This window comes from Sphaerisporangium cinnabarinum (assembly GCF_055567015.1).
On the sequence record NZ_JBVHRG010000004.1, the window covers coordinates 304,701 to 326,205 of the forward strand.

Genomic DNA, 21,505 nt, shown 5'->3' on the forward strand with positions numbered 1-21,505 from the left:
GGGGTGGTGGTGCGGGACGCGCGGACCGGGCCTAGAGCCCGACGCCCGCCATGAGCGTGCCGAGCTCGGTGCGACCGAGCACGCGCGTCGTGCCGGGGCGCAGGTTGCCGAGCGCGATCGGGCCGATGCGTGTGCGCACGAGGCGCGTTACGGGGTAACCGACCTCCTCGAACATGCGTCGCACGACGCGGTTGCGCCCCGAGTGCAGCACGACCTCGATCATCGTCTGGTCCGCGACCTGGTCGACGACGCGGTACGCGTCCGCCCGCACGACGCCGTCCTCGAGCTCGATCCCGTGCAGGAACTTGTTCGCGACGTTCCCCGCGACCTTGCCGCGCACCGTGACGAGGTAGGTCTTGGCGACCTCGTGCGAGGGGTGCGCGAGGTGGTTCGCGAGCTCGCCGTCGTTCGTGAGGAGCAGCAGGCCCTCGCTGTCCGCGTCGAGGCGGCCCACGTGGAACAGGCGCTCCGGCCGGTCGGCGACGAGCTCCGCGATGGACGGGCGCCCGTCCGGGTCGTGCATGGTCGACACGACGCCGCGCGGCTTGTTGAGGGCGAGGGTCACGCGCGAGGAGTCGAGCTGCAGGCGCATCCCGTCCACGTGCACGACGGCGCGGGCCGGGTCGACCCGCACGCCCAGCTCGGTGACGCGCACGCCGTCGACCTCGACGCGGCCCTGCGCGATGAGGTCCTCGCACGCGCGGCGCGACCCCAGCCCGGCCGACGCCAGCACCTTCTGCAGGCGCACGCCGTCCTCGACGTGCACGTCGCGCTGGGGCTCGGTGGGCTGCCCGCGCACGGGACGGCGCGGCCGGCCGGCCGCCTGGCCGGTGCGGGGCGCCGCCGTACCGCGACCCGGCGCAGGTCGACCCCGACCGGCAGCCGCGTCGCGGCCCGTGGACGAGCCCTGCGGGGACGAGCCGCCGCGCCGGGGCGCGCCGCCCGAGCGTGCGCCGTCGCCACTCCGCGGGCCGCCGCGACGCGCGTCGCCGCTCCCGCCGCGGCGTGCGTCGCCCGCCCCGTCGCGGGGCGTGCGCCCGCGCCCTGCGTCGTCGGAGCGGCGTCCGTCCTTCGAGCTCATGCGTGTCCTTCGTCCGTCGGTCCGTGCGTGACGTCGCGCGTCACGCCGGGTGTCGTGGCGGTCGGCGCCGGTGCGCCGTCCGCGTCGTCAGCCGCGGCGCCGGGAGCGTCCGTCGGCGCCGCGACCCCCGTCGGCCGCGCGGGAGCGCGCAGGTCGGCGAGCCCGTCGAGGCCCTCGAGGTCGTCCATGTCCGGCAGGTGCGGCGCGAGCGGGGGGAGCTCGTCGAGCGACGTGAAGCCCATCCGCTCGAGGAAGTACCCCGTGGTGCCGAAGAGGCCGGCGCCGGTGTGCGGGTCCTGGCCGACCTCGGCCACGAGCCCGCGCGCCACGAGCGTGCGCACCACGCCGTCCACGTTGACCCCTCGCACCGCCGACACCTGGCCGCGGCTGACCGGTTGACGGTACGCGATCACGGCCAGAGTCTCCAACGCCGCCTGCGTGAGCCGGGCCGTCTGGCCGCCCTGCACGAACCGGCCCACGAACTCGGCGTGCGCGGGCGCCGAGTAGACGCGCCACCCGCCGCCCGCCGCGCGCAGCTCGAACCCGCGCGGGCGCCCGCCGTCGTCGCCCCGGTACTCGGCGGCGAGCTCGTGCAGCGCGTCGAGCACCTCGTCGACCGGGACCGCGAGCGCCGTCGCGAGCTCGACCGGGGGTATCGGCTCGTCGGCGACCATGAGCACGGCCTCGAGCGCGGACGGCAGGCCGCCCGGGAGGTCGTGCACGGCGGGCGGGCGGGCGTCGTCCGGGGTCGGGCCGTCGTCGGGCAGCGTCACGCGGGGACCTCCTGGTCGGTGGCGGCGAGGGCGTCCGCCAGGTCGGGCTCGTCGCCCTCGTCGAACTCGCTGCCGACGCCGACGAGCGGCGGCTCGGCCGCGTCGTCGTCGCCCGACCACCGCACGGTGAGCTCGCCGAGCGGCGTCACCTGGTCGAACGCGACGAGCGCCTGACGGAACAGCTCGAGCAGCGCGAGGAACCGCGCGACGACCACGGCGGTCTCCCCCGCGTCGGCCACGAGGGCGCGGAACGTCGTCGTGCCGTGGCTGCGCACGCGCTCGACGACGATCCCGGCCTGCTCGCGCACGCTCACGGCGGGGGCGTGCAGGTGGTCGAGCGAGACGCCGGGCGGCGGCGCCTTGGGCGCGAGCGCGCGGGCCGCGAGCACGGCGAGCTGGTCCGGTCCCATGGTCCACACGAGCTCGGGCAGCAGCGCGGCGAGGTGCGGCTCGAGCTGCACGACGCGCGGGAACCGGCGCCCCGCGCTCTCGAACCGCTCGGCGAGCAGCCCCGACACGTCCTTGTACGCGCGGTACTGCAGCAGCCGCGCGAAGAGCAGGTCCCGCGCCTCCAGCAGCGCCAGGTCCTCGTCGTCCTCGACGCTGCCCGTCGGCAGCAGCCGGGCCGCCTTGAGGTCGAGCAGCGTCGCGGCGACGACGAGGAACTCGCTCGCGGTCCCGAGGTCCCAGCCGGGGTGGTCCTCCCCCGCGGCCCGCGCGACCGCGGCGGCACGCTCGGCCGTGCGGATGTACGCGATGAAGTCGTCCGTCACGCGCGCGAGCGCGACCTCGGTGATGTCGAGCTTGTGCTTCGTGATGAGCGACAGCAGCAGGTCGAAGGGCCCGCTGAAGTTGTCGAGCCGGACCTCGAACCCGGTCCGTGCGGGCGGCTCGGTCGGTGGCGGCGGCTCAGGCGGCGTCGCCACGGGCGACCAGCTCCCGGGCGAGCTGCCGGTACGCGACCGCGCCCGGGTGGTTCGGCGCGTAGACGGTGATGGGCTCCGCCGCGACGGACGCGTCCGGGAACTTCACGGTGCGCCCGATCACGGTGTGGAGCAGCTTGTCGCCGAACGCCTCGTGCACGCGCGCCACGACCTCGCGCGAGTGCAGCGTCCGCGAGTCGAACATCGTGGCGAGGATGCCGTCGACGTCGAGGCGCGGGTTGAGCCGGTCGCGCACCTTCTCGATCGTCTCGACGAGCAGGGCGACGCCGCGCAGCGCGAAGAACTCGCACTCGAGCGGGATGAGGACGCCGTGCGCGGCGGTGAGCGCGTTCACGGTCAGCAGCCCGAGCGACGGCTGGCAGTCGACGAGGATCACGTCGTAGTCGTCCACGACGGGGCGCAGCACGCGCGACAGGACGGACTCGCGCGCGACCTCGCCCACGAGCTGCACCTCGGCGGCCGAGAGGTCGATGTTCGCGGGCAGCAGGTCGAGGTTCTCGACGTCGGTGCTCACGAGCACGTCGTGGATGTCCGCGCCACGCTCCATGAGCAGGTTGTAGACCGTGCGGTCGAGCTCGTGCGGGTTGACGCCCAGGCCGACGGACGCGGCGCCCTGCGGGTCGAAGTCGACGAGCAGGACCTTGCGCCCGTACTCGGCGAGCGCGGCGCCCAGGTTGATGGTCGTCGTCGTCTTGCCGACGCCGCCCTTCTGGTTGCACATCGCGATGATCCGGCCCGGGCCGTGCGCGGCGAGCGGGGCCGGGACGGGGAACTCCGGCAGGGTGCGGCCGACGACGTCGACACGCGGCTCGGTGCCGGCGGTCCGATCCGCGGGGCGGTCGACGGCGGGGGCCGCGTCCCCCTCGGCGGAGGTCGGCGGGGCGACCGGACGGACGGCGTCGCCGTGCGAGCCGTGCGCGCCGCGCGTCTCGGGCTGGGTCTCGGCCTGGCTGCTCACGTCCGCCACGGTATCGCAGGACCTCCCCGCGGCCGGTGCGCACGCGCCCGCGCGCCGCGTTCCGGGACGGCACGCCGCAGGGCACGCCGCAGCGGTGGTGCCGCCGTCCCGGCGCGCCCGTCAGCCCAGCGCGCGGGGGTGCGCGGCCGCGTAGACCTCGCGCAGCGTGTCGGGCGTCACGAGCGTGTAGATCTGGGTCGTGGTGACCGACGCGTGGCCCAGCAGCTCCTGCACGACGCGCACGTCCGCGCCGCCGGCGAGCAGGTGGGTCGCGAACGAGTGCCGCAGCGTGTGGGGCGAGATGCGCTCGGGGTGCTCGATCCCGGCGCGCTCGGCCGCGGTGCGCAGCACGGCCCACGCGCTCTGCCGGGACAGGCGCGCGCCGCGCGTGTTGAGGAACACCGCGGGCGTCCCCCGCCCGTTCGCGGCGAGCGCGGCGCGCCCGCGCACGAGGTAGGCGTCGAGGGCGCGTCGCGCGAACGACCCGACGGGCACCACGCGCTCCTTGCCGCCCTTGCCCAGCAGGCGCACGGCGCCGCTGTCGAGGTCCAAGTCGTCGACGTCGAGGCTCACCGCCTCGGTGATGCGCGCGCCGGTCGAGTACACGAGCTCCAGGAGCGCGCGGTCGCGCAGGGGGCCCGGACCGTCCCCGGCCCCGGAGGCCTCGAGGATGCGCGCGACCTCGTCGGTCGAGATGGCCTTCGGCAGCCGCCTGCCCTGGGCGGGCGGGCGCACGTCGGCCGACGCGTCGGCGTCGGCGAGGCCCTCCGCCGCGCAGAACCGGTGCCAGCCGCGCACCGCCGCGACCGACCGGGCGGTCGAGGACGCCGACAGGGGCGCGCCGCCGTCGGCCCCGGTGCGCAGCGCCGTGACGTAGTCCGCGACGTCGTCCGCCTCGACGTCGCGCACGGCGTGGTTGCCGCGCGACGCGAGGAACGCGACGTAGCGCGCGAGGTCGCGGCGGTAGGCCGCGACCGTGTTGGCGGACAGCCCGCGCTCGACGGCGAGGTGCGCCAGGTACTCGCGCGCGGCGCGGTCCAGCGCCTCGGGCACGTGGGCCTCGCCGGGGCTCATGGCGTCACTGCCCTGCCGGGACGGCCGGGCTCACAGCGGGAGGAAGACGTCGACCGCCACCGCGACGAAGAGCAGGGTCAGGTACGTGATGGACGCGTGGAAGACCTTCATCTCCCCCACCTTGCCGCCCTTGCCGTCGGCCTTGTCGCGCGCCCGGCGCAGCATCGTCACGCACGACGACAGGAACCACGCGCCCAGGGCCGTGGCGACGACGCCGTACACCCAGGTCATGCCGGCGAGCGGCCACAGCGCGAGGGACGAGGCGACCATCGCGACGCCGTAGAGGATCATCTCGCGCGCGACCCTGCTGTCGTCCGCGACGACGGGGAGCATCGGGACGCCCGCGTTCGCGTAGTCCCGCTTGAACTTCATCGACAGCGGCCAGTAGTGCGGCGGGGTCCAGAAGAAGATGACGAGGAACAACGCGAGCGCCGCCCAGCTCAGCGAGCCCGTGACCGCCGACCAGCCGATGAGCACCGGCATGCAGCCCGCGATGCCGCCCCACACGATGTTCTGCGGAGTACGGCGCTTGAGGATCATCGTGTAGCCGACGACGTAGATCGCGATCGCCGCGAACGTCAGCCACGCCGAGACGACGTTGACCAGCAGCGCGAACCAGACCAGCGACACCACGCCGAGGACGGTCGCGAAGACGAGCGCCGCGCGCGGGGAGATCTCGCCCGTGACGAGCGGGCGCCGCTTGGTGCGGTTCATGACCTCGTCGATGTCGCGGTCGAGGTAGCAGTTGTAGACGTTCGCGGACGCCGCGGCGAGCGTGCCGCCGACGAGCGTCGCGAGGATGAGGCCCAGGCCGGGCAGCCCGCCCTGCGCCAGGAACATCGTCGGCACCGTCGTGACGAGGAGGAGCTCGATGATGCGCGGCTTGGTGAGGGCGACGTAGGCGCCAACCCGCTCGCGCAGCGCGCGGGTCGCGCTGGCGACCTCGGCCGTCGGGGCGACGGAGGTCGCGGGGGCCGTCGGGGAGGACGGCTGCTGGGTCGACGCGGCGCTCGACGGGCTTCCGGTCCCGTCGATCGGTGCCTGGCTCGTGGTGTGCACGCGCTTCGGTGTTCCGTTCTGAGGTGGGGGGCGAGCTGGGACGGACCGCCGGTCGTCCTCGCTCATCGTACGTCCCCGCCTGCGCGGGGGCCGACCGGACGGGCCGGGCGATTGTGTGACATCCGACCGAAATCCAGCACGTGGGCACCGCCCGGCCGGGAACGGCGCGCGCGTATAGGCTGGTGCCCGCGACCGTCCCGCGTCGGACCGCCCGCCACGGACGTGGCCTCCGGGCCGGGCGACGGGCACCGGGCCGCCCCGCCCCCTGAGGCGTGAGGCCGGGAAATGTTCAACGGTTGCTTCGAGTTGTCGCGAGGATCCGGGGCGCGCGCTCCGGACGGGAATGAGGTTCGGTGAACGCGTTGTCCCCTGCTCACACGCCCCTGGACTGGACGGACCTGGACGACCGGGCCGTCAAGACGATCAAGGCGCTCGCCGCCGACGCCGTGGAGAAGGTGGGCAACGGCCACCCGGGCACCGCGATCTCGCTGGCCCCCGCCGCGTACCTGCTGTTCCAGAAGGTCATGCGCCACGACCCGTCCGACGACCACTGGGTCGGTCGTGACCGGTTCGTGCTCTCCGCGGGCCACTCGTCGCTGACGATCTACCTCCAGCTCTTCCTCGCCGGGTACGGCCTGGAGATGGAGGACATCGAGGCGCTGCGCACGTGGGGCTCCAAGACCCCCGGCCACCCCGAGTACAAGCACACCCGGGGCGTCGAGATCACGACCGGCCCGCTCGGCCAGGGCCTCGCGTCGTCGGTCGGCATGGCGTTCGCGGCACGCCGCGAGCGCGGCCTGCTCGACCCGTCGACCACGCCGGGCGAGTCGCCGTTCGACCACCACGTCTACGTCATCGCCTCCGACGGCGACCTGCAGGAGGGCGTGACGAGCGAGGCCTCCTCGCTCGCGGGCCACCAGCAGCTCGGCAACCTCGTCGTGATCTGGGACGACAACAAGATCTCGATCGAGGACGACACGGACATCGCGTTCACCGAGGACGTGCTCGCGCGGTACGCGGCGTACGGCTGGCACACCCAGCGCGTCGACTGGACCAACGGGGGCACCGGCTACACGGAGGACGTCGACGCGCTGCACGCCGCGATCGAGGCCGCCAAGGCCGAGACGGGCAAGCCGTCGATCATCGCGCTGCGCACGATCATCGGGTACCCGTCGCCCACGAAGCAGAACACGGGCGGCATCCACGGCTCCGCCATGGGCGCCGACGAGATCAAGGGCCTCAAGGTCGAGCTCGGCCTCGACCCCGAGGCGAGCTTCGCGATCGACGACGAGGTGCTCGCGTACACGCGCGCCGTCGGCGAGCGCCAGGCCGACGCCCGCGCCGCCTGGGACCGGGCGTTCGAGGCCTGGAAGACGGCGAACCCGTCCGGCGCGGAGCTGCTCGACCGCCTCTCGCGCCGCCAGCTCCCGGCGGGCTGGGAGGACTCCCTCCCGACGTTCGAGGCGGGCAAGGCCGTCGCGACGCGCTCCGCGTCCGGCAAGGTCCTCACCGCGCTCAAGGACGTCCTGCCCGAGCTGTGGGGCGGCTCCGCCGACCTCGCGGGCTCGAACAACACGACGATGGACGGCGAGCCGTCGTTCGTGCCGCCCGAGCACGCGACGAAGAAGTTCCCGGGCCACGAGTACGGCCGCACGCTGCACTTCGGCATCCGCGAGCACGCGATGGGCGCGATCCTCAACGGCATCGTCCTGCACGGTGGCACGCGCGCCTACGGCGGCACGTTCCTCCAGTTCAGCGACTACATGCGTCCCGCCGTCCGGCTCGCCGCCCTCATGGAGATCCCGACGACGTTCGTGTGGACGCACGACTCGATCGGCCTCGGCGAGGACGGCCCGACGCACCAGCCCGTCGAGCACCTCGCGGCGCTGCGCGCGATCCCGGGCCTCGACGTCGTGCGGCCGGCCGACGCGAACGAGACCGCGTGGGCGTGGCGCACCGTGCTCGAGAACACCGAGCGCCCGGCGGGCCTCATCCTCACGCGCCAGAACGTGCCGACGTTCCCGCGCGGGACCGACGGCTACGCCGACGCGTCCGGCACGGCGCGCGGCGGCTACGTGCTGCTCGACACCGAGGGCACGCCCGACGTCATCCTCATCGGCACCGGCTCCGAGGTGCAGCTCGCCGTCGAGGCGCGCGAGATCCTCGCCGCCGAGGGCGTGCAGGCGCGCGTCGTGTCGCTGCCGAGCCGCGAGTGGTTCGACGGCCAGGACGACGCCTACCGCGAGTCAGTCCTGCCGTCCACGGTCCGTGCGCGCGTCTCGGTCGAGGCGGGCGTCGCGCAGGGCTGGCGCGAGCTCGTCGGCGACGCCGGCCGCTCCGTGAGCCTCGAGCACTACGGCGCGTCCGCGGACTACCAGGTGCTGTACCGCGAGTTCGGCATCACGTCCGAGGCCGTCGCGACGGCGGCGCGCGAGTCGATCGCCGCGGCGCGCGGCGACGACGCGCCGGGCGCCGAGCCCACCCCCTCGGAGGGCGGCACTGGCGACCTGCGCTGACCCTTCGTAGATTCCGAGGTGGGGCCGCGCACGCGGCCCCACCTCGGGACGCCCCGGGACGACCGCCACGAGCGGCGCCCCGGGTGCACGCCCGCGGCGAGAGCACCACGAGAGGAAGTCCGATGACGCAGCCCACCACCGTCCCCGGCCCCATCGAGCAGCTCACGGGAGCGGGCGTGTCGATCTGGCTCGACGACCTCTCCCGAGAACGGCTGCGCACCGGCAACCTCGCCGAGCTCGTGGCGACGCGCGGCGTCGTCGGCGTGACCACGAACCCCACGATCTTCGCGTCGGCGCTCGCGCAGGGCGACGCCTACGACGCCCAGCTCGCCGACCTCGCGGCCGCGGGCACCGACGACGCGGCCGTGGAGGCCGCCGTCGAGCGCATCACCACGGACGACGTGCGCACCGCCGCCGACCTCCTGCGGCCCGTCTACGACGCCACCGACGGCGTCGACGGGCGCGTCTCGATCGAGGTCGACCCGCGCCTCGCCCACGACGCCGACGCGACGGTCGTCACGGCGGAGCGCCTGTGGCGCACGATCGACCGCCCGAACGTCTACATCAAGATCCCGGCGACCGTCGCGGGCCTTGACGCGATCACGCGCACGCTCGCGCAGGGCATCAGCGTCAACGTGACCCTCATCTTCTCCCTCGCGCGCTACCGCGCCGTCATGGAGGCGTTCGCGATCGGGCTGGAGCAGGCGCGCGCCGACGGCGTCGACCTCGCGCCCGTGGGCTCGGTCGCCTCGTTCTTCGTCTCGCGCGTGGACACCGCCGTGGACGCCGCGCTCGAGAAGGTCGGGACGCCCGAGGCGCTCGACCTGCGCGGGCAGACGGCCGTGGCGAACGCGCGCCTCGCGTTCGAGGCCTACGAGGAGTTCCGCCAGACGGACCGCTGGCGCTCGCTCGCCGCGTCCGGCGCGCAGCCGCAGCGCCCGCTGTGGGCCTCGACGGGCGTGAAGAACCCCGAGTACCGCGACACGATGTACGTCGACGAGCTCGTGACGGACGGCGTCGTGAACACGATGCCCGAGGCGACGCTCCAGGCGTTCGCGGACCACGGCGTCGTGACGGGCGACACGATCACCGGCACGGCGTCCGCGTCGAGGCGCACGATCGAGACCGTCGAGTCGTTCGGCGTCTCCCTCGTCGAGGTCACCGACCGCCTCGAGGCCGAGGGCGTGCGCAAGTTCGAGGACAGCTGGACCGAGCTCCTCGCCACGACGCGCGACAACCTGCGCCGCCTCGCCTCCTCCTGACCGCGGGCGCGCGGCCGTCGTCTCGCCCGCGCGTCCGACCTGCGGGAACGACGGCGCACCCCGTGGCGACGCCCCTATGATCCGCAGACGCCCCAGACCTTCTGCAGTCCTCCGACCCCTCCCCGAACGGAACGGTGCCACCAGGTGAGACCGGCCAAGATCACGCCAGAGCACAACCCTCTGCGCGACCCCCTCGACCTGCGCCTGCCCCGGATCGCGGGCCCGTGCGGGCTCGTCATCTTCGGCGTCACGGGCGACCTCGCCCGCAAGAAGCTCATGCCCGCGGTCTACGACCTCGCCAACCGCGGCCTGCTGCCGCCGGGCTTCGCGCTCACGGGCTTCGCGCGCCGCGACTGGGAGGACCAGGACTTCGCGCAGGTCGTGCACGACGCCGTCAAGGAGCACGCGCGCACGCCGTTCCGCGAGGCGACGTGGCGCCAGCTCTCCGAGGGCATCCGGTTCGTCCAGGGCTCGTTCGACGACGACGAGGCGTTCGAGCGCCTGCGCGAGACGGTCGAGACGCTCGACGCCGAGCGCGGCACGGGCGGCAACCACGCGTTCTACCTGTCGGTCCCGCCGAGCGCGTTCCCCGTCGTGTGCCGCCAGCTCGCCGAGTCGGGGCTGTCCCGCTCGGCGGAGGAGGCGTGGCGCCGCGTGGTCATCGAGAAGCCCTTCGGCCACGACCTCGCGAGCGCGCGCGAGCTCGACGCCGTCGTGTCGGAGGTCTTCCCGCCCGACTCGGTCTTCCGCATCGACCACTACCTCGGCAAGGAGACGGTCCAGAACCTCCTCGCCCTGCGCTTCGCGAACCAGATGTTCGAGCCCATCTGGAACGCGAACTACGTCGACCACGTGCAGATCACGATGGCCGAGGACATCGGCATCGGAGGCCGCGCGGGCTACTACGACGGCATCGGCGCCGCGCGCGACGTCATCCAGAACCACCTCCTCCAGCTCCTCGCGCTCGTCGCGATGGAGGAGCCGGTGTCGTTCGACGCGCCCTCCCTGCGGGCCGAGAAGATCAAGGCGCTCTCCGCCGTGCGGCTGCCGCGCGAGCTGTCCCGGCACACGGCCCGCGGCCAGTACGCCGCCGGCTGGCAGGGCGGCGAGGAGGTCATCGGCTTCCTCGAGGAGGACGGCATCCCCGACTCCTCCACCACGGAGACGTACGCGGCGATCCGCGTCGACATCGACAACCGCCGCTGGGCGGGCGTCCCGTTCTACCTGCGCACGGGCAAGCGCCTCGGGCGTCGCGTGACCGAGGTCGCGGTCGTGTTCAAGAAGGCACCGCACCTGCCGTTCGAGAGCTCGCAGGCGTCGGACCTCGGGAACAACGCGCTCGTGATCCGCGTCCAGCCGGACGAGGGCGTGACGATGCGCTTCGGCGCCAAGGTCCCGGGCACCGCGATGGAGGTCCGCGACGTGACGATGGACTTCGGCTACGGGCACGCGTTCACCGAGTCGTCGCCGGAGGCGTACGAGCGCCTCATCCTCGACGTCCTGCTCGGCGACCCGCCGCTGTTCCCCACGCGCGAGGAGGTCGAGCTCTCCTGGAAGATCCTCGACCCGATCACCGCGCACTGGGCGGCGAAGGGCAAGCCCGAGCAGTACCGGTCGGGCACGTGGGGCCCGGAGTCCGCCGACGCGATGCTCGCGCGTGACGGCCGCGCGTGGCGGCGCCCGTGACCGCCCCGGCGCCCGCCGAGCGGGCCGCGCGCACCCGAGAGACCCCCCGACCCCGTCGTGCGCCGGTACGCGGCACGACCCTCCGACCGGCGAGGACCCCGCGATGATCATCGACCTGCCCGACACGACGACGAACGCGGTGAACAAGCGCCTCGTGCGCCTGCGCGACGAGGGCGGCGCGATCGCGCTCGGGCGCGTCCTCACGCTCGTCGTCATCGCGCGCGAGTCCGACGTCGAGACGTCGATCGAGGCGGCGAACGACGCGAGCCGCGAGCACCCGTGCCGCGTCATCGTCGTCGCCCCGTCCGGGCGCAGCGCGACGCCGCACCTCGACGCGCAGATCCGCGTCGGCGGCGACGCCGGCGCGTCCGAGGTCGTCGTGCTCCGCACCGCCGGGCCGCTGCTCGAGCACGCGGACACGCTCGTCATGCCGCTCCTGCTGCCCGACGCACCCATCGTCGTCTGGTGGCCGGGTCAGCCGCCGGCGTCCCCGGACGACGACCCGGTCGGCGCCATGGCGCAGCGGCGCATCACCGACTCGATCACGGCGAAGGACCCCGAGGCCACGCTCGCGCAGCTCGCGCAGACGTACGGTCCGGGCGACTCCGACCTCGCGTGGGCCCGCGTGACGCTGTGGCGCGGCCTCATCGCCGCGGCGCTCGACCAGCCGCCCTACGAGCCGGTGACGAGCGTCGTCATCGAGGGCCAGGCGAAGCACACGTCGCTCGACCTCCTCGCCGCGTGGCTGGGCTCGCGCCTGCGCTGCCCGGCGCAGGTGGTGCGACGGCGCGGCGCGGAGGCGATCACGCGCGTGACGCTCGAGCGCAAGAGCGGGCCGATCGTCCTCGACCGCCCCGACGGCCGGACGGTGACGATCAGCCAGCCGGGCAAGCCCGACCGCCGCGTCGCGCTGCCCATCCGGACGCTCAGCGAGGCCCTCATCGAGGAGCTGCGCCGCCTCGACCCCGACGAGATCTACGGCGAGGTGCTCACCAAGGGGCTGCAGAAGGTGGGCGCGTGACCGCCGCCCGGCCGGACGCCCCGGCGCGCCTCGTCGTCGTGCACCCCGACGCCGCCGTGCTCGCCGAGGCCGTGGCGTCGCGCCTCGTGACGCGGCTGCTCGACGTGCAGTCGGTCCGCCGCCCCGTGCACGTCGTGCTGACGGGCGGGACCGTCGGGATCGCGAGCCTGGCGGCGCTCGCGCGCCACCCCGCGCGCGACGCCGTCGACTGGTCGGGCGTGCACGTCTGGTGGGGCGACGAGCGCTTCCTCGCGTCCGGCGACGGCGAGCGCAACGAGACGCAGGCGCGCGAGGCGCTCCTCGACCACCTGCCGCACCTCCCGCCCGAGAACGTGCACCCGATGCCGGCGGCCGACGCGGCGGCGACCCCCGAGGAGTCGGCGACCGCGTACGCGGCGACGCTCGCGGAGCACGCGCCGGACGGCCGGCACGTCCCGGCCTTCGACGTCCTGCTGCTCGGCATGGGTCCCGACGGCCACGTCGCGTCGCTCTTCCCCGGCCACCCCGGGCTCGACGTCACGGGCACCCCGACGGCGGGCGTCCACGGCTCCCCCAAGCCGCCGCCCGAGCGGGTCACGCTGACGTTCGAGGCGATCGCCCAGGCCCGTCAGGTGTGGGTCGTGGCGGCGGGCGCCGAGAAGGCCCCGGCGGTGGCGTCGGCCCTGTCAGGCGCGTCGGCGCACGAGACCCCAGCCGCCGCGGTCGCGGGCACGGAGGCGACGCTGTGGCTCGTCGACGTCGCCGCGGCCGGTACCGGGACCCCGACGGCCTCGGACGCGAGCCGCGCATGACGACGGGCGGCAAGCGCACGACGGACCCCGCGGTCACGTGGGACGCCGTCGACACGTACTTCGCGCCCCTCGTGGCCGAGGACGACGTGCTCGCCGCCGCGTCGGCGCGCGCCCGGGACGCCGGGCTCCCGGAGATCCAGGTCTCCCCCGCGCAGGGCCGGCTGCTGCAGCTCCTCGCGCTCACGTCGGGCGCGCGACGCATCCTCGAGATCGGCACCCTGGGCGGCTACTCGACGATCTGGCTCGCCCGCGCCCTGCCGTCCGACGGCACGCTCGTCACGTGCGAGATCGACCCGGCCCACGCCGCCGTCGCACGCGAGTCGGTGTCGGCGGCCGGGCTGTCGGACGTCGTCGACGTCGTCGTCGGCCCGGCCGCGGACACGCTGCGAGGGCTCGTCGCGGGCGGCGCCGCGCCGTTCGACCTCGTGTTCGTCGACGCGGACAAGCCGTCGAACCCGGTCTACCTCGACCTGGCACTGCAGCTCTCGCGCCCCGGCACGCTCGTCGTCGTGGACAACACCGTCCGCGGCGGGGCCGTCGCGGACGCGACGAGCACCGACCCGAACGTGCTCGGCGTGCGGGAGATGGCGGACCGCGTCGTCGCGGACCCGCGCCTCGACGCCACCGCCGTGCAGACCGTCGGGTCCAAGGGGTACGACGGCTTCGTGCTGGCGCGCGTGCGCGCCTGAGCCGCTCTCCGTACCGGCCCGACCGGGGTCAGCGGCCGCGACGGGCGCGCAGCGCGGCGAGCGCCTCGTCGAGGATCGCGACGCCGTCCTCGTCGCTGCGCCGCTCCTTCACGTACGCGAGGTGCGTCTTGTAGGGCTCGTTGCGCGACGGCGTCGGCGGGTGCTCCTGGTCCTGACCGGCCGGGAACCCGCACCGCGGGCAGTCCCAGGTCTCCGGGGCCTCGATGCCCGCCTCCGAGGAGAAGCTGGGTCGCGTCTCGTGGCCGTTGGCGCACCAGTACGACACCCAGAACCGCGGCGCGATCTCGCCGCGCTCGGACTCCCCGAGCGGTCCCGCCCCGACGCGCGACCCTCGGATCGCGTTACCACCTGCCACGTGCTCTCTCCCCCGTCCGTGCCGCCGTCGGCACTCGTTCCTGCCCGGACCGCGCGACCGTGCGCGGCTTGCCCCCTGCCGACTGCGGACTCTCCTGCCGTCCCGACGACGCCCTGGTGGGCGCGTGCGGTCAGACGACCTTCTGGAGGAGACCCAGGAGCACGATGACGACGGCCCAGACGAGGGCGAACGCCACGGTGATGCGGTTGAGGTTGCGCTCGGCGACGCCGGAGCTGCCCACGGAGCTCGAGATCCCGCCGCCGAACATGTCGGAGAGGCCGCCGCCCTTCCCCTTGTGCATGAGCACGAGCAGGGTGAGGAAGGCGCTGGTCAGCACCAGCAGGATCTGGAGGATGATGCGCAGCACGTCCACGAGTACGTCCTTGAGGCTCAGGGCCGGCCCGACCGATGTCGGGACCGACCGCACGGTTGTCGTGCACGGGCGTGACCCGCGGCACAGGGGACAAGAGTAGGCGACGCGGGGCCGCTGCGGCCAACCCCGTCCGCCGTCGTCCCGGGACGGCGGCCGACGGCCCCGGGACGCGGTCCCGGGGCCGTCGGTGCGAGGTACGGCGCGGAGGTCAGGCGCCGGTCGCGTGCGACTGGTAGCGCGCGATCTTCGCGAACTCCTCGGGGTCGAGGCTCGCGCCACCCACGAGCGCGCCGTCCACATCCGGCTGCGCCATGATCGCGGCGACGTTCGACGACTTGACCGAGCCGCCGTACAGGATGCGCGTCGCGTTCGCGAGGTCCGCGTCGTAGAGGTCGCCGAGGGCGCCGCGGATCGCACCGCAGACCTCCTGGGCGTCCTCGGGCGTCGCGACCTCGCCCGTCCCGATGGCCCACACGGGCTCGTACGCGATGACGAGCGTCGCCAGCTGAGGGGCCGGGATGCCCGCGAGCGCGCCCTCGACCTGCGCGAGCGTGTAGGCGATCTGCTCGCCGGCCTTGCGCACGTCCAGGCCCTCGCCCACGCACAGGATCGGGGCGATGCCCTGACCCACGGCGGCGACGATCTTCTCGTTCACCAGGGCGTCGGTCTCGCCGTGGTACTGGCGGCGCTCCGAGTGCCCGATGGCGACGTAGCTCACGCCGAGCTTGGCCAGCATCGACGCCGAGATCTCGCCCGTGTACGCGCCCTCGGCGTGCGCCGAGACGTCCTGCGCGCCGTACTTGAGCTCGAGCTTGTCCGCGTCCACGAGCGTCTGCACCGACCGGAGGTCGGTGAAGGGCGGCAGCACGGCGACCTCGACGGCCGCGTAGTCGTGCTTCGCGTCCTTCAGGGTCCACGCGAGCTTCTGCACGGTGTGGGTCGCCTGGTGGTGGTCCAGGTTCATCTTCCAGTTGCCCGCCATGAGCGGGGTGCGGGTGTTCGCCACGGGTCCTTCTTCTCTCTGTGGGGCCCGCGCCGCCCACGGGGAGCGGGCGGCGCGGAGGGGTACGGGGGGCGGTCAGCCCTCGAGGACGGAGATCCCCGGGAGGTCCTTGCCCTCGAGGAACTCGAGGCTCGCGCCGCCACCGGTCGAGATGTGGCTGAAGCCCGCCTCGTCGAAGCCGAGGATGCGGACCGCGGCGGCCGAGTCGCCGCCGCCGACGATGGTGAACGCACCGTTCGCCGTCGCGTCGACCAGGGCCTGGGCCACGGCGCGCGTGCCGCCCGAGAACGCCTCGAACTCGAACACGCCCGCGGGGCCGTTCCAGACGACGGTCTTCGCGTCGACGATCTTGCTCGCGAAGAGCTTCGCCGAGTCGGGGCCGATGTCGAGGCCGATCTTGTCGGCCGGGATCGCGTCCGCGGCGACGACCTCGTGCGGCGAGTCCGCGGCGAACGCGTCCGCCACGACGATGTCCGTCGGCAGGACGATCTCGACGCCGTTCTTCTCCGCGTCCGCGAGGTAGCCCTTGACCGTGTCGATCTGGTCCTCCTCGAGGAGGGACTTGCCGACGCCGTAGCCCTTCGCCGCGAGGAAGGTGAACACCATGCCGCCGCCGATGAGCAGGCGGTCCGCCTTGGTGAGCAGGTTCGCGATGACGCCCAGCTTGTCGGAGACCTTCGAGCCGCCGAGCACGACCGCGTAGGGGCGCTGCGGGTCCTCGGTCGCCTTGCGCAGGGAGTCGACCTCCTTGAGGACGAGCTCGCCCACCGCGGAGGGGAGCACCTGCGCCACGTCGTAGACCGACGCCTGCTTGCGGTGCACGACGCCGAAGCCGTCGGAGACGAAGACGTCCGCGAGCTGCGCGAGGTCGCGAGCGAGCGCCTGGCGCTCCGCGTCGTCCTTCGACGTCTCGCGCGGGTCGAACCGGATGTTCTCGAGCAGCGCGACCTCGCCGTCGCCGAGCGCGGCGACCGTCTCGCGCGCCGAGTCGCCGACGACGTCCTGCGCCAGGTGCACCGGCACGCCGAGCAGCTCGCCCAGGCGGGCCGCGACGGGCGCGAGGGAGTACTTCGGGTCCGGCTCGCCCTTGGGGCGGCCGAGGTGCGCGGTGACGATCACCTTCGCGCCCGCTTCCGTCAGCTTCTTCAGCGTCGGGAGCGCGGCGCGGATGCGCCCGTCGTCCGTGATGGTCGTCCCGTCGAGCGGGACGTTGAAGTCGGAGCGGACGAGGACGCGCTTGCCGCGCAGGTCGCCCAGGGAGTCGATGGTCTTCATGCGGTCTCCTACGGTTCTGTCGCCGTCGTGCGGGACGCCGGCCGGCAACCGGCCCGGCCCGCACATGAGGACGTCCGCGTGCGCGTCACCGGGCGGTGCCGGGACGCGCACGCGGACGCATGGTGCTACGCAGGGCTGTGCTGCGTCAGCAGATGGCTCAGAGCTTCTCGCCGACCAGGGCGGTCAGCGCGACGAGGCTGTTCGAGTAGCCCCACTCGTTGTCGTACCAGGAGACGACCTTGACCTGGTCGCCGATCACCTTCGTGAGCTTCGAGTCGAAGATGCTCTGGTGCGGGTTGGTGACGATGTCGCTCGACACGATCTCGTCGTCGACGTACTCGAGGATGCCCTTGAGCGGGCCGTCCGCCGCCGCCTTGAGCGCGGCGTTGACCTCGTCCACCGTGACCTCGCGCGAGGCGGTGAAGGTGAGGTCCGTCGCCGAGCCGGTGATGACCGGGACGCGCAGCGCGTAGCCGTCCAGCTTGCCCTTGAGCTCGGGCAGGACGAGCGACACGGCCTTGGCCGCACCCGTCGAGGTCGGGACGATGTTCTGCGCGGCGGCGCGGGCACGACGCAGGTCGCGGTGCGGGCCGTCCTGCAGGTTCTGGTCACCCGTGTAGGCGTGGATCGTGGTCATGAGACCACGCTCGATGCCGATCGAGTCGTTGAGCGCCTTGGCCAGCGGGGCGAGGCAGTTCGTGGTGCACGACGCGTTCGAGATGATGTGGTGCGCGGCCGGGTCGTACTGGTCCGAGTTCACGCCCATGACGAACGTGGCGTCCTCGTTCTTGGCCGGGGCCGAGATGATGACCTTCTTGGCGCCGGCGTCGATGTGCGCCTTCGCCTTGGTCGCGTCGGTGAAGAAGCCGGTCGACTCGATGACGATGTCGGCGCCGAGCTCGCCCCAGGGGAGGTTCGCCGGGTCGCGCTCCGCGAGCGCACGGATCTTCTTGCCGTCGACGATGATGTTGTCGTCGTCGAAGTCCACGCTCAGCGGGAAACGGCCGAGGACCGTGTCGTACTTGAGCAGGTGCGCGAGCGTCTTGTTGTCCGTGAGGTCGTTCACGCCGACGATCTCGATGTCGGCGCCCGACTCGACGATGGCGCGGTAGAAGTTCCGTCCGATACGACCGAAGCCGTTGATACCGACGCGGATGGTCACAATGCCCTCCTCAGGGCGCGCCGGTTGTCCCGACGCACACGGTTGATGCCGAACGATCACGTACGCCGTCGTACGCAGGTGGTGATCGCGCCCGTGCCCCGCTGCCCGGATCCCGGCACAGCACCCTCCGTGCTCGTGGACCGTCACGGCGACAGCCGGGACCACCCACGCCCACGAGGGGTGTCAGCGAAGGAGCACGTCGTTGTCACCTGACACTGACGAGCCTATACCAACACCACTCCGTCATGTGACCTGAATCCCATGCTTCGGGACCATCGTCCCGCCGGTGCGTGACGTCCAGGGGGCGGGCGCCGCCGCGCCCGGCTCACGGGCGCACGGGGTTCGGACGACCGCCCGCGCTCGTCAGAGGTCGAGCAGCTCGGGGCTGAGCCCCGCCTCGGTGTCCGGGATGCCGAGCTCGGCCGCGCGCTTGTCGGCCGTGGACAGCAGGCGGCGGATGCGCCCCGCGACCGCGTCCTTGGTGAGCGGCGGGTCGGCGAGCTGGCCCAGCTCCTCGAGCGACGCCTGCTTGTGCGCGAGACGCAGCTCGCCCGCCTCGCGGAGGTGCTCCGGCAGGTCGGGGCCCAGGATCTCGAAAGCCCGCTCGACCCGGGCGCCCGCGGCGACGGCGGCGCGCGCCGAGCGGCGCAGGTTGGCGTCGTCGAAGTTGGCGAGCCGGTTCGCCGTGCCGCGCACCTCACGACGCGCACGACGCTCCTCCCACACGAGGACCGCCTCGTGCGCGCCGAGGCGCGTGAGCAGCGCGCTGATCGCGTCGCCGTCGCGGATCACCACGCGGTCGATACCGCGGACCTCCCGCGACTTCGCCGACACCCCGAGGCGGCGGGCGGCGCCGACGAGCGCGAGGGCGGCCTCCGGGCCCGGGCACGTGATCTCGAGCGCCGACGAGCGCCCGGGCTCCGTGAGCGACCCGTGGGCGAGGAAGGCACCGCGCCACGCGGCCTCGGCCTCCTCCACGCCGCCGGAGACGACCTGCGGGGGCAGCCCGCGCACGGGCCGGCCGCGCTGGTCGAGGAGGCCGGTCTGACGGGCCAGGGACTCGCCGTCGCGCACGACCCGCACGACGTACCGGCTGCTCTTGCGCAGGCCCCCGGCGGACACCACGATCAGCTCGCTCGTGTGGCCGTAGACGTCCGCGATGGTCTCCCGGAGACGACGAGCGGCGATGGCGGTGTCGAGCTCGGCCTCGATGACCACACGACCCGAGATGAGGTGCAGGCCGCCGGAGAAGCGGAGCATCGCGGACACCTCCGCCTTGCGGCACGAGGTCTTGTCCACCCGCAGTCGTGCCAGCTCGTCCTTCACCTGTGCCGTGAGCGCCATGCGGGACATCCTGCCACCGATGGGAGCGTGTCGCGGCGGCGTCCCGGAGCGCGGGGGCGTACCCCGCGGTGTCCGGCGAGCAGCCGGACCAGGCCCCTCGCGCACGCGCCCGCGAGGGGCGCAGGAGGCTTCGACGGCTCAGCGGGCGGGCGAGCCGACGTCGCCGAGGACGTCGTCGAACACGTCCCGGTAGGCGGCCGCGAGGCGCAGCGCGTCGTGCCGCGGCGTGCCGTCGCCGCGGCGGACCTGCCGCAGCAGGAGCCGGGCACCCATGCGCGCCGCGGCCTCCGCGAGCTGCTCGGTGTCCTCGACCGCGGACGGGTCGGCCACGACGGCGTCGATGCGCAGCCCCGGCGCGTGCTTGTGCAGCACCTCCAGGTGCTCCGTCGCGGTGAGCCCGAACGTCTCCCCCGTCTCGCTCGACAGGTTGAGCGTGACGCACCGCCGTGCCGGGGTCTCGTGCAGGGCGCGCGCGAGCTCGGGCACGAGCAGGTGCGGCATCACCGACGAGAACCACGACCCGGGCCCGAGCACGACCCAGTCCGCCTCCTCCACGGCCCGCACCGCCTCCGGGCACGCCGGCGGGTCCGCGGGCACGAGCCGGAGCTGCTCGATGCGGTCGTGGGTGACCGCGACGCGGCTCTGCCCGACGACCGTCTCGAGCCGGCCTTCCGACCAGACGTCCGCCTCGATCCGGAGCGGCACCGCCGCCATGGGCAGCACCCGGCCCCGGGCCCCGAGGAGCTTGCCCACCCAGTCGAGACCGGCCACCGGGTCGTCGAGCAGCTCCCACAGCGCGACGATGAGCAGGTTGCCCACCGCGTGGTTGTCGAGGTCCCCCTCGGACGTGAAGCGGTGCTGCAGGAGCGCGCTCCAGGTGCGACCCCACTCCGAGTCGTCGCACAGGGCCGCGAGCGCCATGCGCAGGTCTCCCGGCGGCAGGACGCCGAGCTCCTCGCGCAGGCGCCCCGAGGAGCCGCCGTCGTCGGCGACGGTGACGACCGCGGTGAGGCGGTCGGACATGAGCCGCAGCGCCGACAGGCTCGCGGAGAGCCCGTGGCCGCCGCCCAGGGCGACGACGGCGGGGTTGCGCAGGCTGACCACGGTGCCCGTCACTCCTTGCCGAGGTCGCGGGCCGTGACGATGACGCGCTGCCCCTGCGCGCGCAGGCGCGCGGCGATCGCCTCGCTGATCGCGACGGACCGGTGCTTGCCGCCCGTGCAGCCGACGGCGATGGTCACGTAGCGCTTCTCCTCCCCCAGGTAGCCGGCCAGCACAGGCTCGAGGGCGTTCACGTACCGGTCGACGAACTCGAGGGCGCCGGGCCGTCCGAGCACGTAGTCGCGCACGGGCGCGTCGCGGCCCGTGAGGTGGCGCAGCTCGGTGATCCAGTAGGGGTTCGCGAGGAACCGCACGTCGACCACGTGGTCCGCGTCGAGCGGCAGCCCGTACTTGAACCCGAAGGAGACCACGTTGATGCGCAGCGTCTCGGGGGTGCCGTCGGCGACGGCGGCGCGCACCTCGCGCGCGAGGTCGTGCACGGTGAGCTCGGACGTGTCGATGACGACGTCGGACCGCTCCTCGAGGCTCGCGAGGAGACGCCGCTCCTCGGCGAGACCGTCGAGGATGCGCCCCTCGCCCTGCAGCGGGTGCGGGCGGCGCACCTGCTCGTAGCGGCGCACGAGCACCTCGTCCGACGCGTCGAGGAACAGGATGCGGTAGAAGACGCCGCTCTGGCGGAGGTGGTCGAGCACCTCGACGAGGTCGGTGAAGAACTCGCGCCCGCGCACGTCGACGACCGCCGCGATGCGCTCGAGCGTCGAGCCGGACCGGGTCATGAGGTCCACGAGCGGGACGATCATGCGCGGCGGCAGGTTGTCGACGACGTACCAGTCCAGGTCCTCCAGCACGGCGGCGGCCCGGGTGCGGCCGGCGCCCGACATGCCCGTGATGATGAGCACCTCCGCCTCGCTCGGCTCGGGCGCGTGGGTCGCGGCCTCGATCGCGGGGATACCGCTGGGGACGGTGGTCGGGGAGGGCTCCGGCAGGCGGGCGGGCTGGCCCTGCGGGCTGAGGTCCGGGGTCGGCTCCGAGGTCATGCCCCCAGCATGCCAGCCG

At 73.8% G+C, this 21,505-nt stretch carries 19 protein-coding genes and 1 pseudogene; 6 read left to right on the top strand and 14 right to left on the bottom strand.

The window, feature by feature from the left end:
• Nucleotides 1-31: 31 nt before the first annotated feature.
• The 6 genes and pseudogenes from ACZ4MO_RS08690 to ACZ4MO_RS08715 all read right to left on the bottom strand — a co-directional run bounded on the left by ACZ4MO_RS08690 (nt 32) and on the right by ACZ4MO_RS08715 (nt 5,889).
• Complete coding sequence (locus ACZ4MO_RS08690) at nt 32-799, bottom strand: pseudouridine synthase (protein ID WP_074807264.1); 768 nt, start codon at nt 797-799, stop codon at nt 32-34.
• Between the two features lie 446 nt (nt 800-1,245).
• Nucleotides 1,246-1,803 (bottom strand): annotated as a pseudogene (scpB, locus tag ACZ4MO_RS08695) (SMC-Scp complex subunit ScpB); the annotation flags it as partial.
• A gap of 47 nt (nt 1,804-1,850) precedes the next feature.
• Complete coding sequence (locus tag ACZ4MO_RS08700; RefSeq protein WP_175008485.1) at nt 1,851-2,780, bottom strand: segregation/condensation protein A; 930 nt, start codon at nt 2,778-2,780, stop codon at nt 1,851-1,853.
• Nucleotides 2,764-3,756 carry an AAA family ATPase gene (locus ACZ4MO_RS08705; RefSeq protein ID WP_175008484.1) on the bottom strand — a complete coding sequence of 331 codons (993 nt, stop codon included), beginning with the start codon at nt 3,754-3,756 and terminating at the stop codon, nt 2,764-2,766. The genes ACZ4MO_RS08700 and ACZ4MO_RS08705 overlap by 17 nt, the downstream gene beginning before the upstream one ends.
• Before the next feature lie 120 nt (nt 3,757-3,876).
• A complete protein-coding gene (xerD, locus tag ACZ4MO_RS08710; RefSeq protein ID WP_175008483.1) occupies nt 3,877-4,830 on the bottom strand; it encodes a site-specific tyrosine recombinase XerD in 954 nt (317 codons plus the stop codon).
• A 30-nt stretch (nt 4,831-4,860) separates the two neighbouring features.
• On the bottom strand, nt 4,861-5,889 hold the full coding sequence (locus ACZ4MO_RS08715; RefSeq protein ID WP_255437107.1) for a heme o synthase: 1,029 nt from the start codon (nt 5,887-5,889) through the stop codon (nt 4,861-4,863).
• A gap of 362 nt (nt 5,890-6,251) precedes the next feature.
• Here ACZ4MO_RS08715 and tkt point away from each other — a divergent pair, with 362 nt between their 5' ends.
• The 6 genes from tkt to ACZ4MO_RS08745 all read left to right on the top strand — a co-directional run bounded on the left by tkt (nt 6,252) and on the right by ACZ4MO_RS08745 (nt 13,854).
• Nucleotides 6,252-8,405 carry a transketolase gene (gene tkt, locus ACZ4MO_RS08720; protein ID WP_499278745.1) on the top strand — a complete coding sequence of 718 codons (2,154 nt, stop codon included), beginning with the start codon at nt 6,252-6,254 and terminating at the stop codon, nt 8,403-8,405.
• A gap of 122 nt (nt 8,406-8,527) precedes the next feature.
• Nucleotides 8,528-9,667, top strand: a complete 1,140-nt coding sequence (gene tal, locus ACZ4MO_RS08725) for a transaldolase (RefSeq protein WP_209829217.1) — start codon at nt 8,528-8,530, stop codon at nt 9,665-9,667.
• A 144-nt stretch (nt 9,668-9,811) separates the two neighbouring features.
• Nucleotides 9,812-11,353, top strand: a complete 1,542-nt coding sequence (zwf, locus tag ACZ4MO_RS08730) for a glucose-6-phosphate dehydrogenase (protein WP_175008480.1) — start codon at nt 9,812-9,814, stop codon at nt 11,351-11,353.
• Between the two features lie 103 nt (nt 11,354-11,456).
• Nucleotides 11,457-12,374 carry a glucose-6-phosphate dehydrogenase assembly protein OpcA gene (gene opcA, locus ACZ4MO_RS08735; RefSeq protein WP_175008479.1) on the top strand — a complete coding sequence of 306 codons (918 nt, stop codon included), beginning with the start codon at nt 11,457-11,459 and terminating at the stop codon, nt 12,372-12,374.
• Nucleotides 12,371-13,165 (top strand): 6-phosphogluconolactonase, encoded by a 795-nt coding sequence (gene pgl, locus ACZ4MO_RS08740; RefSeq protein ID WP_175008478.1) that lies wholly within the window; start codon nt 12,371-12,373, stop codon nt 13,163-13,165. The genes opcA and pgl overlap by 4 nt, the downstream gene beginning before the upstream one ends.
• On the top strand, nt 13,162-13,854 hold the full coding sequence (locus tag ACZ4MO_RS08745) for a class I SAM-dependent methyltransferase (RefSeq protein WP_175008673.1): 693 nt from the start codon (nt 13,162-13,164) through the stop codon (nt 13,852-13,854). The genes pgl and ACZ4MO_RS08745 overlap by 4 nt, the downstream gene beginning before the upstream one ends.
• Nucleotides 13,855-13,882: 28 nt before the next feature.
• Here ACZ4MO_RS08745 and ACZ4MO_RS08750 read toward each other — a convergent pair whose 3' ends face one another.
• The 8 genes from ACZ4MO_RS08750 to rapZ all read right to left on the bottom strand — a co-directional run bounded on the left by ACZ4MO_RS08750 (nt 13,883) and on the right by rapZ (nt 21,486).
• Entirely contained in the window at nt 13,883-14,230 is a 348-nt protein-coding gene (locus ACZ4MO_RS08750; protein ID WP_021481809.1) for an RNA polymerase-binding protein RbpA, read from the bottom strand.
• Nucleotides 14,231-14,360: 130 nt separating this feature from the next.
• A complete protein-coding gene (gene secG / locus ACZ4MO_RS08755) occupies nt 14,361-14,594 on the bottom strand; it encodes a preprotein translocase subunit SecG (RefSeq protein WP_228074342.1) in 234 nt (77 codons plus the stop codon).
• Nucleotides 14,595-14,811: 217 nt separating this feature from the next.
• A complete protein-coding gene (tpiA, locus tag ACZ4MO_RS08760) occupies nt 14,812-15,585 on the bottom strand; it encodes a triose-phosphate isomerase (RefSeq protein WP_206154120.1) in 774 nt (257 codons plus the stop codon).
• Between the two features lie 96 nt (nt 15,586-15,681).
• The gene (locus ACZ4MO_RS08765; RefSeq protein WP_175008477.1) at nt 15,682-16,881 is read right to left on the bottom strand and encodes a phosphoglycerate kinase; all 1,200 of its coding nucleotides are present in this window, start codon (nt 16,879-16,881) and stop codon (nt 15,682-15,684) included.
• Nucleotides 16,882-17,038: 157 nt separating this feature from the next.
• Nucleotides 17,039-18,043, bottom strand: coding sequence for a type I glyceraldehyde-3-phosphate dehydrogenase (gene gap / locus ACZ4MO_RS08770; RefSeq protein WP_061267764.1), 1,005 nt, complete (start codon nt 18,041-18,043; stop codon nt 17,039-17,041).
• 363 nt (nt 18,044-18,406) lie between these two features.
• Nucleotides 18,407-19,387, bottom strand: coding sequence for a DNA-binding protein WhiA (gene whiA, locus ACZ4MO_RS08775; RefSeq protein ID WP_034655142.1), 981 nt, complete (start codon nt 19,385-19,387; stop codon nt 18,407-18,409).
• Nucleotides 19,388-19,525: 138 nt separating this feature from the next.
• Nucleotides 19,526-20,491, bottom strand: a complete 966-nt coding sequence (locus ACZ4MO_RS08780) for a gluconeogenesis factor YvcK family protein (protein ID WP_209829219.1) — start codon at nt 20,489-20,491, stop codon at nt 19,526-19,528.
• 8 nt (nt 20,492-20,499) lie between these two features.
• Nucleotides 20,500-21,486, bottom strand: coding sequence for an RNase adapter RapZ (gene rapZ, locus ACZ4MO_RS08785; protein ID WP_175008475.1), 987 nt, complete (start codon nt 21,484-21,486; stop codon nt 20,500-20,502).
• Between the last annotated feature and the right edge of the window lie 19 nt (nt 21,487-21,505).

Excerpts from the sequence above, each read along its gene's own strand:
- xerD (WP_175008483.1), bottom strand. The coding sequence starts at position 4,830 with ATGAGCCCCGGCGAGGCCCACGTGCCCGAGGCGCTGGACCGCGCCGCG.
- tal (WP_209829217.1), top strand. The coding sequence starts at position 8,528 with ATGACGCAGCCCACCACCGTCCCCGGCCCCATCGAGCAGCTCACGGGA.
- opcA (WP_175008479.1), top strand. The coding sequence starts at position 11,457 with ATGATCATCGACCTGCCCGACACGACGACGAACGCGGTGAACAAGCGC.
- ACZ4MO_RS08745 (WP_175008673.1), top strand. The coding sequence starts at position 13,162 with ATGACGACGGGCGGCAAGCGCACGACGGACCCCGCGGTCACGTGGGAC.
- tpiA (WP_206154120.1), bottom strand. The coding sequence starts at position 15,585 with ATGGCGGGCAACTGGAAGATGAACCTGGACCACCACCAGGCGACCCAC.
- ACZ4MO_RS08765 (WP_175008477.1), bottom strand. The coding sequence starts at position 16,881 with ATGAAGACCATCGACTCCCTGGGCGACCTGCGCGGCAAGCGCGTCCTC.
- whiA (WP_034655142.1), bottom strand. The coding sequence starts at position 19,387 with ATGGCGCTCACGGCACAGGTGAAGGACGAGCTGGCACGACTGCGGGTG.
- rapZ (WP_175008475.1), bottom strand. The coding sequence starts at position 21,486 with ATGACCTCGGAGCCGACCCCGGACCTCAGCCCGCAGGGCCAGCCCGCC.